The sequence below is a fragment of the Burkholderia stabilis genome, assembly GCF_001742165.1.
Lineage (GTDB): Bacteria > Pseudomonadota > Gammaproteobacteria > Burkholderiales > Burkholderiaceae > Burkholderia > Burkholderia stabilis.
The window spans coordinates 778175-793045 of the sequence record NZ_CP016443.1; the positions used below are offsets into that span (position 1 = coordinate 778175).

The window sequence follows — 14871 nt, forward strand, 5'->3', positions numbered from 1 at the left end:
TCTCCCTGTTGTGTAATCGGTTGCCGCGAGCGAACGCGCAAGCGCGGCGCGTCACGCGGCGCCGTGAATCAGCCCGGTCATCGGCCGTGTCGCCCCGCTTTCCGCGAACAGCGCGGACGCGGTACGGCGCGGATCGAGCCGCAGGCTTTCAGCGGCCGCGCCGGAGATCAGCGCGTCGAGTGACGCGGTCGGCTTCAGGTCGCGCCCTTCGTACAGGTCGCCGGGCCGCAACCCCGGCCAGTCGGCGATCACGCGGCCGCCGGCAACCGCGCCGCCCATGAGCATCGCGACCGACGCCTGCCCGTGATCGGTGCCGCCGGTGCCGTTCACGGCAGCCGTGCGGCCGAACTCGGTTGCGACGAGCACCGTGGTCTGCTGCCATGCAGGCCCGAGGCCGTCGCGCAGCGCGGCAAGCATCGTGTCGAGCGCCTTCAGCTGATTCGCGAGCCGCGCGTTCTGCGCGCTGTGCGTGTCCCAGCCGCCCGTCTCGATCATCGCGATCCGCGGGCCGTCGTCGCGCGCGAGGAACGTCGCGGCGAGCTTGCCGACACCGGCCGGGTCCTGCCGCGCATGCGCATCGCCCGCGAGGCCGCGCGCGGCCATCGCCGACTGCCACAACGGACCGAGCTGCGCGTCGGCCTCGTAAAGCGCCGACACGCGCGTGAGCAAGTCATCAGGCGCGGCGGGCAAACCGGATGGCGCATACGACGCCGCCTGCACGGTGCCGCGCAACGCGAGCGGGACGGTCGGCGCGAACGCGATCGCGCTTTCGCGCGTCGGCGGCAGCAGCGCGGCGAGCCGGTTCAGCCAGCCGTCCTTCACCTGATACGGCGCGCGGCCGCCCGTCTCCAGCACGTTCTGGCCGTCGAAGTGCGAGCGGTCGCGATACGGCGACGCGATCGCGTGAACGAACAGCGCCTGCCCGTCGCGGTACGACTGCGCGGTCTGCGCGAGCGACGGATGCAATGCGAACGTGCCGTCGAGCCGCGTCGCGGCGGCCGTGTCGATCGCGAGCGGGCCGCGCAGCGACGCATACGCGGGCTCCGCATACGGGACGACGATGTTCAGGCCGTCGGCCGCGCCGCGCTGGATCACGAACACGAAGCGCCGGTCGGTCTCCACGTTCGCGAACACGATTCGCGGCGCGACGAGGATCGCGCCTGCGCCGGCGGCAGCCACGCTCAGGAATTGTCGGCGGGACAGTGACATGTTCATCTCCGTTGGAAGTCGGGCGATACGAGCAGCAGCGCGAGCGACGTGGTCGCGCTTTCGGCGCGCGACAGCGCGGTCGCCGTCGGCGCGCTCATCGAACCGGCGAGCAGCGTGTTGCCGAGCGTGCGCGGGTCGAGCCGGTCGCCGGTGCGGGCAGCCAGGCGCTGCGCGATCTCGACGCGGCGCACGAGCGCGTCGGGCGCGGCCCAACTCGCGGCGACGTCGTCGTAACCGGCCGGCGAGCCCGGCCGCCACACGGGCTGGCCAAGCTGCGTGAGCAACGGCGCGGCCTTCAGGTCGCCCGTGTCGCGCCAGCCGAGCCCGCGCAGTGACGATACGGCCCACTCCCACGGCGTCTTGAACTTGCGGTTGACCGGCGACCACGCGTCGGGCGCATCGACGAGCGCGCGATAGACGGCCGGCAAATCGCCGCCGCTCGCGTCGAACGCGCGGGCGAGCCGGTCGGTCAGTGCGGGCGGCGGATTGTCGGCGACGAAATGACGGGCGAGCTGGAACGCGATGTGCCGGCCGGTCGCATCCGAATGCGCAAGATCGTGCAGGACCGCGCGCGCCTGCGCTTCGCCCGGCTGGTCGTAGGTGCGCCCCATCACCGTGCGCGTGCCCGGTTCGTGCAGCTTCGGGCGGAACACGAATGCGCCGGGCGCGGCGTCGCCCGGTTGCTGCCCGTTCCCGCCGGCGAGGCTCCAGCCGGTCAGTGCGCGCGCGAATTCCGTCACGTCGGCTTGCGTGTAGCCCGTACGCACGCCGAGCGTGTGCAGTTCCATGATTTCGCGCGCGAGATTTTCGTTGAGCCCGCGTTTCGCGGACGGATTGCGTTCCGCCGTGCGCAGCGCAGCCGGGCTGTCGGGGCCGACCGAGCGCGCCTGGTCGAGAAAGAGCTGCATCGCGGGATGCTGTTCGACCGCGACGAGCATGTCCTCGAAGCGGCCGAGCACGTGCGGGCGGATCGCGTCGCGCTCGAACGCGCCCGCGTACGCGGCCACCTGCCCCTTGTCGACCGACACCGCGAAATGGTTCGCCCAGAAATGCACGAGACGCTCGACGAACGGCGCGGGCGTGTTCAGCGCGCTGTTCATCCGTGCCGTGACGGCGCTGCGGTACGCGTCGTAGCCGTCGCGGCGAATCGATTGCGCGGTCGCGCGTTTAGCAGCCGCGTCGTCGCCGGTCATCGCGCTGCGCGCGGTCGCGAAACGCGTCGCGAGCGCCACCGCGTCCGGCTCGCCGGCCCACGCGGCAGGCCGTGCGTCGTAACGGTCGAATTGCGCGACGAGCGCCGCCTTCGGGTCGGCAGGCGGCGCTTCGTCGCCCCGCGCGCCGAGACCGAAGCGGTTCAGCGCGATCGCGGCCGGCGTGGTGTCGTTCGGATGGTCCATGACGGGCTCTCTTGCGGTGCGTACCCGTGTTTAACGCGGGAGCGCCGGGAAATCCGTCGCGGGAATCGCAAATATTTTCCGGATCGGGGAAATGCCGGACGCGAAGATCGGCGGAGATCGCACGCCATGGCGGCACTCGTCGCGTCGTCGACGCGCAACGGCGGCGCGATTTGTCCGGTGCACGCATTGCGCGTGACCGAAAACAACCGAAAGCGGCACGCTTGCTGCGCGCCGCCCTGCTCGTTGCTTACCGGCTCGCCGATGCGTCCGGCTTCTTCTGCAGCTTCGGCGGCAAACGCCAGTTGCCGCTGTGCTGCAACCCGTCGACGAATTTCGCGCGCTCGTCGGGTGTGAGCGTCGCCGCGAAATCGACGACGCTGCGCTCGACCTGCGCACGCATCGCGGTATCGGCCGCGCGCGTGCGGTCGAGTGCGGCATCGATCGCCGCGCGATCGAGCTGCGGCGCGGCGAGCAGGTCCAGCACGGTGATCCGGCCATCGCGCCCTTCGCGCGCAAAATCGCGGCCGTCCTTGCGCGCCGCCTTCAGCGCGGCGGCGAATTCGCGCTGCCGCGCATCGGGCAATTCGTCCGCCGCGAAACGCAACGCGGTGCGTTGCGCGGGCGCGCCCGCCGCCGGCAGGTCGCGATGCGTCGCGAACCACTGATAGGCCCCGCCGCCGATCGCGCCGAGCATGAACACGTTCAACACGACCGAGCCGACGAGCGCGAATTTCCAGCTGCGTTCACTCATTCGTCACTCCAATCTACGCTCGGGCCGCCGAACGTCGTCGTCAAATAGCCCGGTTCGTGCTGCGCCGACGGCACGCTGCCGAGCATCAGCATCGACACGGCCACGGCGCCCGCGAGCGCGCCGGCCAGGCCGACACCCGCGAATGCCGCGCCCGACCACCACACCGTGCCGCGCCGGCGCGCGCGTTGCGGCGCGGGCGCCGTCGCGACGATGCGCTCGACGAGCGCCGGCGCGGGCGGTGCGACCATGTCGTACGACAGCCATGCGTCGAGGTCGGCGGCATCGTCGAGCGCCAGCAGCGCGTCGCGCGGGTTCGCGCGCGCCCACGCCTCGGCGGCCGCGCGTTCGCCGTCCGGCCAACGCCGTGCGTCCGAGCCGTATGCGGCGACGATGGTACGAAATCGTTCGGGTGTCATCGCTTGTCCTCGCTAGGTGGGCCGCCGGCCAGTTGCGCGCGCAGGTTGCGCCTGGCGCGCGCGAGCAGGCTTTCCAGCGCATCGACGGTGATGCCCATCAGGTTGGCCGCTTCCACGTTCGACATTTCCTGATAGTACTGGAGCACGAGCGCTTCCCGCTGCCGGGGCGGCAACGCGGCAAGCGCCTGCCGCACACGCGCATCGCGCGAGCGCAGCTCCGCATGCGCGGCCGGCTCCGGTTGCGGGTCCGGCACGTCGGGCAACGTATCGACAGGCTCTTCGCGCCGCCCACGCAACCGGTCGTAGCACAGGTTCAGCACGACGCGATGCAGCCACGTGTCGAAGCGCGCCTCGCCTTCGCGCCAGCGCGGCGCCTGGTTCCATATCCGCAAGAACGTCTCCTGTGCGACGTCCTCGGCTTCGTTCCGGTCGCCGAGCATGCGCGTCGCCAATGCGAGCAGACGCGGCAGCTTGCGCGCAACGAGCACGCGCACCGCCGACGAATCGCGCGCGCCAACGCGCGCGACGAGTTCCGCGTCCGGATCGCGGTCGCCGCGATCGCTCAACGCGGCCTGCTCCGCAGCACAGTGCGTTTGCGCCGCCCTGTGCCGGCAGGTCTGCCCGCCGCCCGGCTGAAGCTCATCGTCGTGCTCTCCTTGCATGCGTCGGGCCGTCGCCGCGCGGCGCCACGCCGACTGTTCGGCGCCGCCGCGTGCATCGCGCACGGCGTCGGCCATGCCCGTTTCATCGACATCCGTTTCGCGCGGCATATCGATCCTGTCGTCCGGTCACGCGAGCGTCGGCCGGCGCGTTCAATATACGACGACCGGCGCGGGCCGGTAATACGCCGGACGTGCCGGCACCACGACGCAGCCGGCCAGCACGATGGCCGTGGCCGCCAGTATCACGATGGTTCGAAAAGGCATGGCTTCGACTCATGAGATTGCGTGAAGGGACCGCCGCACCGGCACGACGTACCGCGCGGCGGCATGCGCATCAGGCCCAGTGGCCCGGCACCCAGCGCCACGCCGGGCCGCGCGCGGCCCAGTGTCCGGGTACCCAGTGATAACCGACGCGCACCACTTGCCAGTGGCCCGGAATCCATACGTAGCGCCCCTGCCGCCAGTGCCAGTGGCCCTGGTCCCAGACGTAACCCGCGCGCGGCGCCGGCATCACTTCGACGCGTGGCGCCGGCGGCGCGTAAGGTGCGACGATGACGGCCTGCGCGAATGCGGCGGACGCCGCCAGCGCGGCCACGCATCCGGCGGCAAACCGCAATGGAACAGAAAGTTTCATGAAAGACTCCGAAGTAACCTGCATCGACCGGAAGCGGCCGTTCATGCGTTAAACGGAGCCGGCGCAGGAAATCCGTCGCGGCGTTGGAAAAAAATTCAGGCGAGCCGGATGCGCCTGGTAGCGGGCCGGAATGCGCGGGCCCGCGTACCAGCCGCCGCACGCGCAGGCTTGCCGTGCTGTCACAACCCGGCAAAACTGCCCTCCGACAATGTGTTCACCGGGATCCCGCTCGTTTCCGGCCCACGCCCCGGCCACGCTCGCGCATGGCCGCGCGGTTCCACATCTCGCGTCCCCATCAACGAAAACTACGACCATGTCGAACCAGGACACTCTCCCTGATCAGCCGAACGAGCCGGCCGCCTCGGTGTCGCGCCGCGGCTTCCTGAAACTCGCCGGCGTCTCCGGCCTCGCCACCGCTGCCGGCGGCCTCGCAGCCGCCCGCGCCGCCGCGTCGAATCCGGACGGCACGCCCGAACAGGTCCACCTGACGTGGGGCAACGACCCGACGTCCGAAGTCGTGATCTCGTGGGCATCGCTCGCGCCGGCCGTCAATCCGCGCGCGCGCATCGTCGCCGACGGCGAGCCGCCGCGCACCGTGCACGGCGTACAGCGCCTGTACACGGATGGCCTGAACGGCGAAACGGTGTTCGCTTACCACGCGCGCGTACACGGGCTGAAGCCGAATACGCGCTATCGCTACGAAATTACGGCCGACAACGACAGCAACGCCGCGCAGCCGTTCGCCGCGAATTTTTCGACCGCGCCGCGCGGCCGCGCGCCGTTCCGTTTCACCAGCTACGGCGATCTCGCGACGCCGAACGGCGCATGGGTGCTGTCGTCGCCGCAGAGCCGCTTCGCGGTGCAGGCCGTCGAACAGTTCCAGCCGCTGTTCCACCTGCTGAACGGCGACCTCTGCTACGCGAACCTGAACCCGGCGCACCAGCCCGAGGTGTGGCGCGACTTCGGCAACAACAACCAGACGTCGGCCGCGAATCGTCCGTGGATGCCGTGCCCCGGCAATCACGAGATCGAGTTCAACAACGGTCCGCAAGGGCTGGACTCGTATCTCGCGCGCTATACGCTGCCCGAGAACGGCACGCACTTCCCGGGCCGCTGGTACAGCTTCCGCGTGAGTTCGGTGCTGTTCGTGTCGCTCGACGCCGACGATGTCGTGTACCAGGACGCTGCCGCGTTCGTCGGCGGCCCGGCCCCGCTCGTGCCGGCCGCGAGCACGGGCCGCCCGCCGATCGAACCCGGCACGTCGTTCTACGTGCGCGGCTACAGCAACGGCGAACAGACGCGCTGGCTCGAACACACGCTGCGCCATGCGGCGCACGACGACGATATCGACTGGATCGTCGTGCAGATGCACCAGGACGCGCTCAGTTCGTCGAAGACGGGCAACGGTTCCGACAAGGGCATTCGCGAAGCATGGTTGCCGCTGTTCGACCGTTACGGTGTCGATCTCGTGCTGTGCGGCCACGATCACGACTACGAGCGCAGCTACCCGGTGCGCGGCTGCAATCACCGCGCGGGCGTCGACGCGACGACCGGCGAAGTCGTCGAGACGCTGCAGCCGCGCCCGGTCGGGTCGAACGACCCGGATCGCACGAAGTTCGACACGAGCCACGGCACGATCCACCTGATCCTCGGCGGCGGCGGCACCAGCGCGCCGCTCGACGTGTACGGCGAGAATCCGGCGACCGGTTATGCGCGGGCGAAGGTATTCACGAAACCGAACCGGCCGGTGCCGGGCGCGGCGGCGAACACGTTCGTGCGCCAGCCGGCCGATGCGCTCGAGGATGCGATCTGGTCCGCGCGCCGCGATACGGGCACCGGGTACGGGATCGCCGTGTTCGACCACGACCCGGGCAAGCCGGGCGGGCATACGACGATCACGATGCGCTACTACCACGCGCCGGGCGCCGACCAGCACCCGACCGCGGACTACGAGCTGTTCGAGACGATCGAGCTGAGCAAGAAGCGGCACGAGCGCTGATCGGGCGGGCGCTCGCTGCGGCGGGCGCCTGCTGTTTCGGCATCGGCTGATGGGCGGGCCGGGCGCGGGTTAGACTGCTCGCCTCGCACCCCGACCCACGACGATGAGTTTCGAATACCGCATTCACACGCGCCCGTCGGCCGACGCATTCGATGCAATCGCGCATGTGCTGCGGCAAACGCACGGCGACGTCGACATCGATCCCGACAGGCGACGGCTCGAAATCCGCGAGACCGCCAACGGCTGGCCGCTGATCGACCTGTCGACCGGCGACGACGGGTTCTTCCTCGTCACGACACTCGGGCCGACGCGCAACGCCATGCTCGACGCGATCGGACGCGCGTTGTCGGCAATCGGCGCGACATGGCGCATCGACGACGCATGACGAACTGCCCCGTTCCGCGCCTTGCCTGAACCGGCCGCAGGCACCGGGCCGCGCTCCCGCCAGCGTCCACCGCCGGGCCGCCCCGGCTCCGCCCCGTTAAACTGTGCATGTTCGCGCGCAACGCGCCGTATCGGATTGTCATTTGCGATCACGGCGCATGCGGACGAAACCGAATCATCCGTATCCGAATTTGAATGTTGAAACAGGCAGGAAGCATGAAGCGCAAGAACAAGGCAACGCTCGTCGGGCTCGGCGCGGTGTTGTTGTGGGCCTCGGTGGTGGCGCTCGTCCGTGGGGTCAGCGAAAGCCTCGGCGCGACCGGCGGCGCGGCGATGATCTACACGGTGGCCTCCGTCCTCCTGCTGTTTTCGATCGGCTTCCCCGATCTGAGCAAGTTCCCGAAAAACTATCTGATCTGGGGCGGGCTGTTGTTCGTCGCGTACGAGCTGTGCATGTCGCTGTCGATCGGCTATGCGAGCAACGGCCGCCAGGCGATCGAAGTCGCGATGGTCAACTATCTGTGGCCGAGCTTCACGCTGGTCGCCGCCATCGTGTTCAACAAGCAGCGCGCGAGCCTGCTGGTCGTGCCGGGCGTCCTGCTGTCGATGCTCGGAATCTGCTGGGTGCTCGGCGGCGACCAGGGCCTCGATCCGGCCGGCATGCTGCGCAACGTCGCGGACAATCCGCTGAGCTACGGCCTCGCCTTCTTCGGCGCGCTGATCTGGGCCGCCTATTGCACGGTGACCGCACGTATCGCCGACGGCAAGAATGGCGTCACGCCGTTCTTCATGCTGGTCGCCGCGGCGCTCTGGATCAAGTTCGCGATCGAAGGCGGCGGCGCAATGACGTTCAGCCTTCAGGCAGTCGTGTATATCGTGCTGGCGGCATCGGCGCTGGGGTTCGGTTATGCGGCGTGGAACACCGGCATCATGCACGGCAACGTGACGATCATCGTCGGCGCCTCGTATTTCACGCCGGTGCTCGCGGCCGCGCTCGCCGCGACGCTGCTGCATGCGCCGCTGTCGATCGCGTTCTGGCAAGGCGCGTCGATGGTTTGCGGCGGATCGATCCTGTGCTGGCTTGCGACGCGCAGCCGGCGTATCGAAAAGGCCACGCCCGTTCGCGCCGGGAAGGAAGCACGGGAGAATTGCCACGGGTAACGGTGCCGGGTGCTTGCAACGGGACGCGCGGTTGCCGCTCTCCGTTTCGTGCCCGGCAAGCCGCTCGCGCTAGCTTCGCGACTCCAGCGCGATACGCACCGCCAATCCGGCCAGCACGGTGCCCATCAACCAGCGCTGCACCGACGCCCAGAGCGGCCGTCCCGCGAGAAAGCCCGCGATGGACCCGGCCATGCACGCAATCAGCGCGTTCACGCTGATGCTCACCGCGATCTGCACGCAGCCGAGCGCCAGCGATTGCGCGAGCACGCTGCCGTGCCCCGGCGAAATGAACTGCGGCAGAAGCGACAGATACATCACCGCGATCTTCGGGTTCGCGAGGTTCGTGACGAACCCCATCGTGAAGAGCCTCACGCGGCCGTCGTGCGGCAACTGCCGGACCTGGAACGCGGAACGGCCGCCCGGCTTGAGCGCCTGCCATGCCAGGTATGACAGATACAGCGCACCGGCAAAACGCAACGCGTCGTACGCGTAAGGCACGGTCATCACCAGCGCGGTAATGCCGAACGCCGCGCAAACCATGTAGAAGACGAACCCCAGCGCGACACCGCCGAGCGACACCAGCCCGGCACGGCGACCCTGGCAGATCGAGCGCGAAACCAGATAGATCATGTTCGGTCCGGGCGTGAGCACCATGCCGAGCGACACGAGTCCGAATGCAAACAGGGTAGGCAAAGCCGGCACGGCAGTCTCCTTCGGGGCAGAGCAGTCACTGGGACGAAGTCCGGACAATGTATTGCATCCCGGCCATCATCGGCATGAATAAACTGCAAGCCGCCCATGAGCGGCGTTCATCGTGCCGGCTGTACGTTACCCGCGCTTTTTCGCGCGTGCCTGGGTTGCCTTCACGGCCTTGGCGCGCTGTGCGTCGACGAGCCTCACGAACTCATCGGCAATCGCATTGCCGCCCGCGTTCCACGACAGCCGCACGGAACGATGCAGCTTCGGCGACAGCTCCAGCACACGGCCGCCAAACGGCGTATACGTGAGCGTGATGCGCGGAACGATCGATACGCCCATGCCGGCCTCCGCCATCGAAAGAATGGTGCGCATCTCGACCACGTTGAACGCGGCCCGCAGCGGCGCGCCGCTTCGCGCGAAGTAATCCGCGATCACCGGCCCGCAACCTGCCTTCGAAAAAATGAACGGCACCGCGGACAGCTGCTTGGCCGATACGCGCTTGCTCGCACCGAACATGCCTTGCGCCGCCACCGCGACGAAATCCTCGTCGAGCAGCGGAAGATTGTGGGCGAACGTCTTCGTGCCGGCCACCACGCCGATGTCGGCGGTACCGTCGTCGATCCACCCTTCGACTTCGCTGTCCGTACCTTCGAGCAGCACCGCCGACACACCCTGATGCATCTCCTTCAACGCCTCGAGCGCGGGGACGACGAACGCCAGCGAGACGCTCGGCAGCGACGCGACCACCAGCTTCCCTTCGAGCTTGCCGCGAGACAGGCTGAACTGCTGGCGCAGCATCTGCGCTTCCCGAACCACGCTCTGGACGTACGGCCACAGGCGTTCGCCCGCCGCGGTCAACACGACCGGCTGCCGGTCGCGCCAGAGCAGCTTGACCTGCGTGAGATCCTCCAGCTCGGTCAGCGCGTGACTGATCGCGGATTGACTTCGGCTGAGCCGGTCGGCCGCGGCCGTGAGCGAACCGAGTTCGACTACGGCCGCCAGTGCCTGCAACTGCGCAAGCGTCATCGGATCTCCTCGTTTCATCACATGTATGTTGTGCATGATACGGCTACTCGTCATGAACCGGATCGAATGATAGCGACGGTGCGGCGGGCAAGCCGAATGCCCTTCGCGGCGCTCAGGTAAGATGCGTGCTCGAACCGCCGCGTCGATTGCATGCTCACCCGGCCGCACCCAACGGACTGCATGCGATCGCATGACCGGTTCAAGCCGATCCAGAACTCCAGAACACATGCGTGCAAGACGCACGCGACCGCAACGGGCTCCGCCGACCGCGCTCGCTGCCGGATATGCCGCGACATGCCACTCGATGATCCATTTCAATCTGACTGAAGGTGTGCTGGTCTCCAGCCTGCAGGGCCTTACCCCGTTCGATCTGGCCGGCATCGCCGTCGCGCTGCTGCTCGGCGGCATGGTCAAGGGCGTCACGGGCATCGGCGTGCCGCTAATCGCGATGCCGATCCTCAGCCAGTTCCTGCCGATCCGGCATGCGGTGCTCCTGCTGTCGATGCCGATCATCCTCGGCAACATTCCGCAGGCGCTCGAAGGCGGCCAGGTGCTGGCGACGGCACGCAAGATCGCCGCGCCGATCGCCGGCACCGTGATCGGCAATATCGTCGGCGTCGCGATTCTCCTGTCGCTCAATCCCGGGCACGCACAAGCGGCATCGGGCGCACTGCTGATCGTCGCCGCGACGCTCATGCTCGCCGCGCCGAAGCTCAACCTGCCCGACGCGTGGCAGAAGCCCGTCGGTTTCGTGCTCGGGTTCGGTGCGGCGCTGATGGAAAGCATCGCGTCGGTGCCGGGCCCGCTGCTCGCCACCTACCTGATTTCGTCCGGTGCGACCGGGCGCGTCTTCACGAAGCAGATCGCGATCATCCTCGTGGTGTCGATCGTCACGCTGATCACGACGTTCAGCGGCGCCGCGCATGCGAGCGCCGCGGACCTGGCGATCTCGGCGGCGGCCAGCCTGCCGGCCATTGCCGGCATGTGGCTCGTTCGCCCGCTGCGGGACAAGATGTCGCCGAAGGTCTTCAGGATGGTCGTCCTGCTGTTCGTGCTCGTCGCGGCATCGCAGATGATCTGGAAATCGGGCGCGCTCAGGCATGGCGGATCGCCTGCGGCCCAGACGAACGGCGCACACGCAGCCGGGAAATGACGGCCGGCAGTGCCGCCGTCGATCGCGCATGCGTTCTGAAAGCTGCAAAGCGTAGTATTCGCGGACCCGGCGTATCGCTCGGCTCCGACGGCACGGGACACCGTGCAACGACGCGAACGACACGCTACCGACTTTGCTACTCGCGCGCTGATGCAACAGTCAGCGTTGCGCCGTTTTCAGAGGCACGAAATGGAAACCTATGTGTTGCTGGGCTGCGGATTCGGCCTCGGCCTGTTGATCGCGATCTGGGGAATCTGGTCGCTCAGGTAAGACGCACGCGCGGCTTCCCGTGCGCAAGGAGGCCGCATGGAGGAAGACGGGAAACTGTAATCTCCGGCGAACGACAGCAGCGCCCTCCGTTCCAATTGCTTCGCACCCCGACTCAATCGGCCTGAGACGACACGCCCCGACGAAAGTACCCGTCGAATCCGGCAACATCGATCACCGGTGCAGGCCCCCGTTCGGCACCAGCCCCGACCGCGCTTCATCGAAGCGCGCGCACTCCGCCTTGAGCCAGTCCGAAAAGGCGGCGGTACGCGGATCGTCCGGGTTGCGGGAAAGCAGCACGTAGCGCGCCGGCGCGCGCACGTGGGCGCCAAAGACATCGACGAGCCGCCCACTGGCGATCTCGTCATGCACGAGCGCCGAGCGCCCCATCGCGACACCCTGATGGTTCAACGCGGCCGTGATCGCCAGGCTCGAGAAATTGAACCGTGGCCCGTCCAGCTGCGCGAGCCACGCCGGATGGACCGCCTCCAGCCACGTGCGCCATTCCACGAACTCGGGCGCGCCGGCCCACGGCGCGGCGTCGTGCAGCAACACGACGCCGTCCAGCGACTCCCCGCTCGCGAAAGCCGGATGCTGCGCCAGATAAGCAGGCGTGGCGACCGGAAACAGGATTTCGTCGAGGATGGCGTCGGCATGCAGCCGGCTGTATTGCATCGGGTCGTAGCGCACGGCCACGTCGATGTCGTCGGACTCCATCGCCTGTCGATCCAGCACCTGAAACTCGGCTTTCACGCGCACCGACACGTTCGGCTGTTGCCGGTGAAATCCGGTCAGGCGCGGCATCAACCATTGCAGCGCGAGCGACGGCAGGCAGCTCACCTGCAGCGGCGCGTCCGACATGCCGAGCGCGTCCAGCGTGCGGTTGATATCGCCGAACGCACCCGACATCGTCCCGAGCAGCACCTCGCCCTTCCCGGTCAACTTCAGCCCGCGCGCCTGACGCACGAAAAGCGGATACCCGAGCCTGTCCTCCAGGTGCCGGATCTGCTGGCTGACCGCGCTTTGCGTCAGGTTGAACGCCTGCGCCGTCTTCGTGAAGCTCAGCAACCGGCCGGCGGTTTCAAAACAGAGCAACGCACCAAGGATCGAACCGTCCAGTCGCATAGATATAAGTCAGGCTAATGCATTCATTAGAAATCGGCGCTTTCGCGCAAACGTCTGGAATCGTAGCATTGCCGCACTTTACGAACACGAGGCCGATTCGTGACTATCGCGCTCCAACCTACCGATCTATTAGCCAAACTGCAATCCCGCCACCCGCTCCTGTGGCTGAACCCGGGTGCCGGCCGCCCCTTGCCCCACGACGCGCCATCGTTCGACGCCATTGCGATGGCCGAAGCGCGGCTCGCGCGCTGCGAGCCGCTGATGGCCGAACTTTTTCCCGAGCTCGCGGCGAGTGCGGGAAAAATCGAGTCGCCGCTGATGCCCGCGGACGACTTGCAGCGCGCGTTGTCGCACCCGGCCGACGCGCGTGGCGCGTGGTTCATCAAGCGCGACGACGCGTTGCCGATTGCCGGTTCGATCAAGGCACGCGGCGGTTTTCACGAAGTGCTCGCGCTCGCCGAGTCGCTCGCGATCGAACACGGGCTGCTCGACCCCGCGGGAGACCGGCGAACTCTTGCGTCGACCGCGGCGCGCGCACTGTTTGCCGCGCACACCGTCATCGTGGGCAGCACCGGCAATCTCGGCCTGAGCATCGGCGTGATGGCCGCCGCGCTGGGGTTCGAATCGGTCGTTCACATGTCGACCGAAGCGAAGCCCTGGAAAAAGGCGCGCCTGAGAAATCGCGGCGTGCGCGTGATCGAGCACGACGGCGATTACGCACAAGCCGTCGCGGCCGGACGCGCGCAGGCACACAATCAACCGCGCTGCCATTTCGTCGACGACGAAGGCTCGCTGATGCTGTTCCTCGGCTACGCGGCAAGCGCCCGGCATCTCGCCGCGCAACTCGCCGAGGCGGGCCGCGGCGTGGACGCCGCACATCCACTTTTCGTCCATATCCCCTGCGGTGTCGGCGGTGCGCCGGGCGGCATCGCGTATGGCCTCAAGGCGCTTTTCGGCGAGCACGTGCATTGCTTTTTCGCCGAGCCCGTCGCTTCGCCCTGCATGCTGGTCCAGCTTGCGTCCGGTCGCCGCGAGCCGCTGTCCGTCTACGACGTGGGGCTCGACAACCGGACCGAGGCCGACGGCCTCGCCGTCGCGCAGGCGTCGCATCTTGTCAGCCCGCTGATGGCGCCGCTGCTGTCGGGCGTGTTCACCGTCAGCGACGCGCAGCTCTACGCGCAACTGCTCGCGGTTCAGCGCGCGCTGGGCGTGGAACTGGAACCGTCGGCCGCGGCTGCCGTCGGCGGGCCCGGCTGGCTGGAACGGTCGCCGGCCGGCCAGGACTACGTACGCAATCTCGCGATCGACATGCACCGGTCGACGCACGTCATCTGGGCGACGGGCGGATCGCTCGTCCCGCCGGACGAGCACCGCCGCTTCCAGGCCCATGCGAAAGCGCTCGCCGGTGGCGCGCCCGGCGTGTGACCGTTCGGCGCGGCTTCCTCACCGTTTCGCAAGACGCGTTAGACTGTTCCGATGGAACAATGCCGTTATTGCCAGAGAATCCGCGATGAATGGGATTGCCACGGGGACGAATGCCGCCGGGCAATCGCAAAGGCGCTGCGCCGCCAGCGTGCGGGCCTGCCGATGGTGCCCGATCGCATCCGCAACGAGCTGCCGTCCGGCGCGCCGACCCAGCAGGTCATCGCCGTCCTGTCGCGCCAGCGTCTGCGCGCGCGCCGCGGCAACGAGGAACGCCGGGAGCGCAAGGAAATCGACGACGACGTCTGATCCCGCCTCACCGCAGCCCATCCACGTCACCTCCACCGCCTCCTTCGCCGCCGGGCGTCCGCTCGTACGCAGCATCGACGCCGCACCCACCCGCCACCGCGCCCTTGCAAATCCGGCAACACCGATTGGGGACGGAAGATATTTATCCCGGAATTATTACCTCAGCGGCAACGATCTTTCGCTGAAATCCACGTTTACCCTAAGTCACCCGACGCCTACGATGTAATCAACCGCTTACGACATGGTGTCGAACGCGG

At 68.1% G+C, this 14871-nt stretch carries 15 protein-coding genes; 6 read left to right on the plus strand and 9 right to left on the minus strand.

The genetic code is table 11. The features are described from left to right. Positions 1–51: 51 nt before the first annotated feature. From BBJ41_RS21570 to BBJ41_RS21595, 6 genes are all read right to left on the minus strand, one after another. Positions 52–1215: a DUF1501 domain-containing protein gene (locus BBJ41_RS21570; protein ID WP_175972730.1), complete on the minus strand. Its 1164-nt coding sequence runs from the start codon at positions 1213–1215 to the stop codon at positions 52–54. Further along, entirely contained in the window at positions 1212–2606 is a 1395-nt protein-coding gene (locus BBJ41_RS21575) for a DUF1800 domain-containing protein (RefSeq protein WP_069748350.1), read from the minus strand. Before BBJ41_RS21575 ends, BBJ41_RS21570 begins: the two co-directional genes overlap by 4 nt. Positions 2607–2853: 247 nt before the next feature. Further along, the gene (locus BBJ41_RS21580; protein WP_069748351.1) at positions 2854–3357 is read right to left on the minus strand and encodes a periplasmic heavy metal sensor; all 504 of its coding nucleotides are present in this window, start codon (positions 3355–3357) and stop codon (positions 2854–2856) included. Beyond that, complete coding sequence (locus BBJ41_RS21585) at positions 3354–3773, minus strand: hypothetical protein (protein ID WP_069748352.1); 420 nt, start codon at positions 3771–3773, stop codon at positions 3354–3356. The genes BBJ41_RS21580 and BBJ41_RS21585 overlap by 4 nt, the downstream gene beginning before the upstream one ends. After that, positions 3770–4543 carry an RNA polymerase sigma factor gene (locus BBJ41_RS21590; protein ID WP_083281935.1) on the minus strand — a complete coding sequence of 258 codons (774 nt, stop codon included), beginning with the start codon at positions 4541–4543 and terminating at the stop codon, positions 3770–3772. Before BBJ41_RS21590 ends, BBJ41_RS21585 begins: the two co-directional genes overlap by 4 nt. A gap of 226 nt (positions 4544–4769) precedes the next feature. Beyond that, on the minus strand, positions 4770–5069 hold the full coding sequence (locus BBJ41_RS21595; protein ID WP_034180189.1) for a YXWGXW repeat-containing protein: 300 nt from the start codon (positions 5067–5069) through the stop codon (positions 4770–4772). Positions 5070–5382: 313 nt separating this feature from the next. Between BBJ41_RS21595 and BBJ41_RS21600 the strand changes: the two genes are divergently transcribed. The 3 genes from BBJ41_RS21600 (at position 5383) to yddG (ending at position 8613) form a co-directional block, all read left to right on the plus strand. Further along, positions 5383–7068 carry a purple acid phosphatase family protein gene (locus BBJ41_RS21600; protein WP_069748353.1) on the plus strand — a complete coding sequence of 562 codons (1686 nt, stop codon included), beginning with the start codon at positions 5383–5385 and terminating at the stop codon, positions 7066–7068. A 103-nt stretch (positions 7069–7171) separates the two neighbouring features. Beyond that, positions 7172–7453 carry a hypothetical protein gene (locus BBJ41_RS21605; protein ID WP_069748354.1) on the plus strand — a complete coding sequence of 94 codons (282 nt, stop codon included), beginning with the start codon at positions 7172–7174 and terminating at the stop codon, positions 7451–7453. Positions 7454–7668: 215 nt separating this feature from the next. Continuing rightward, complete coding sequence (gene yddG, locus BBJ41_RS21610; protein ID WP_069748355.1) at positions 7669–8613, plus strand: aromatic amino acid DMT transporter YddG; 945 nt, start codon at positions 7669–7671, stop codon at positions 8611–8613. 69 nt (positions 8614–8682) lie between these two features. Here the strand turns inward: yddG and BBJ41_RS21615 are convergent, their stop codons facing one another. After that, the gene (locus BBJ41_RS21615) at positions 8683–9315 is read right to left on the minus strand and encodes a LysE family translocator (RefSeq protein WP_069748356.1); all 633 of its coding nucleotides are present in this window, start codon (positions 9313–9315) and stop codon (positions 8683–8685) included. Positions 9316–9441: 126 nt separating this feature from the next. Next, positions 9442–10338, minus strand: coding sequence for a LysR family transcriptional regulator (locus BBJ41_RS21620; RefSeq protein ID WP_069748357.1), 897 nt, complete (start codon positions 10336–10338; stop codon positions 9442–9444). 304 nt (positions 10339–10642) lie between these two features. Here BBJ41_RS21620 and BBJ41_RS21630 point away from each other — a divergent pair, with 304 nt between their 5' ends. Next, positions 10643–11491 (plus strand): sulfite exporter TauE/SafE family protein, encoded by an 849-nt coding sequence (locus BBJ41_RS21630; protein WP_069748359.1) that lies wholly within the window; start codon positions 10643–10645, stop codon positions 11489–11491. Positions 11492–11932: 441 nt separating this feature from the next. Here BBJ41_RS21630 and BBJ41_RS21635 read toward each other — a convergent pair whose 3' ends face one another. Further along, entirely contained in the window at positions 11933–12883 is a 951-nt protein-coding gene (locus BBJ41_RS21635; RefSeq protein ID WP_069748360.1) for a LysR substrate-binding domain-containing protein, read from the minus strand. A gap of 99 nt (positions 12884–12982) precedes the next feature. Between BBJ41_RS21635 and BBJ41_RS21640 the strand changes: the two genes are divergently transcribed. Continuing rightward, the gene (locus tag BBJ41_RS21640; RefSeq protein ID WP_069748361.1) at positions 12983–14308 is read left to right on the plus strand and encodes a D-serine ammonia-lyase; all 1326 of its coding nucleotides are present in this window, start codon (positions 12983–12985) and stop codon (positions 14306–14308) included. A gap of 51 nt (positions 14309–14359) precedes the next feature. Next, complete coding sequence (locus BBJ41_RS21645) at positions 14360–14614, plus strand: hypothetical protein (RefSeq protein ID WP_027791787.1); 255 nt, start codon at positions 14360–14362, stop codon at positions 14612–14614. Positions 14615–14871 lie beyond the last annotated feature (257 nt).

What these genes read in the sequence shown, in the direction of transcription:
- BBJ41_RS21635 (WP_069748360.1), bottom strand. Translation starts at nt 12,883, where the DNA reads ATGCGACTGGACGGTTCGATCCTTGGTGCGTTGCTCTGTTTTGAAACC.
- BBJ41_RS21600 (WP_069748353.1), top strand. Translation starts at nt 5,383, where the DNA reads ATGTCGAACCAGGACACTCTCCCTGATCAGCCGAACGAGCCGGCCGCC.
- BBJ41_RS21620 (WP_069748357.1), bottom strand. Translation starts at nt 10,338, where the DNA reads ATGACGCTTGCGCAGTTGCAGGCACTGGCGGCCGTAGTCGAACTCGGT.
- BBJ41_RS21590 (WP_083281935.1), bottom strand. Translation starts at nt 4,543, where the DNA reads ATGCCGCGCGAAACGGATGTCGATGAAACGGGCATGGCCGACGCCGTG.
- BBJ41_RS21570 (WP_175972730.1), bottom strand. Translation starts at nt 1,215, where the DNA reads ATGAACATGTCACTGTCCCGCCGACAATTCCTGAGCGTGGCTGCCGCC.
- BBJ41_RS21580 (WP_069748351.1), bottom strand. Translation starts at nt 3,357, where the DNA reads ATGAGTGAACGCAGCTGGAAATTCGCGCTCGTCGGCTCGGTCGTGTTG.
- BBJ41_RS21645 (WP_027791787.1), top strand. Translation starts at nt 14,360, where the DNA reads ATGGAACAATGCCGTTATTGCCAGAGAATCCGCGATGAATGGGATTGC.
- BBJ41_RS21595 (WP_034180189.1), bottom strand. Translation starts at nt 5,069, where the DNA reads ATGAAACTTTCTGTTCCATTGCGGTTTGCCGCCGGATGCGTGGCCGCG.
- yddG (WP_069748355.1), top strand. Translation starts at nt 7,669, where the DNA reads ATGAAGCGCAAGAACAAGGCAACGCTCGTCGGGCTCGGCGCGGTGTTG.
- BBJ41_RS21585 (WP_069748352.1), bottom strand. Translation starts at nt 3,773, where the DNA reads ATGACACCCGAACGATTTCGTACCATCGTCGCCGCATACGGCTCGGAC.
- BBJ41_RS21630 (WP_069748359.1), top strand. Translation starts at nt 10,643, where the DNA reads ATGATCCATTTCAATCTGACTGAAGGTGTGCTGGTCTCCAGCCTGCAG.
- BBJ41_RS21605 (WP_069748354.1), top strand. Translation starts at nt 7,172, where the DNA reads ATGAGTTTCGAATACCGCATTCACACGCGCCCGTCGGCCGACGCATTC.
- BBJ41_RS21575 (WP_069748350.1), bottom strand. Translation starts at nt 2,606, where the DNA reads ATGGACCATCCGAACGACACCACGCCGGCCGCGATCGCGCTGAACCGC.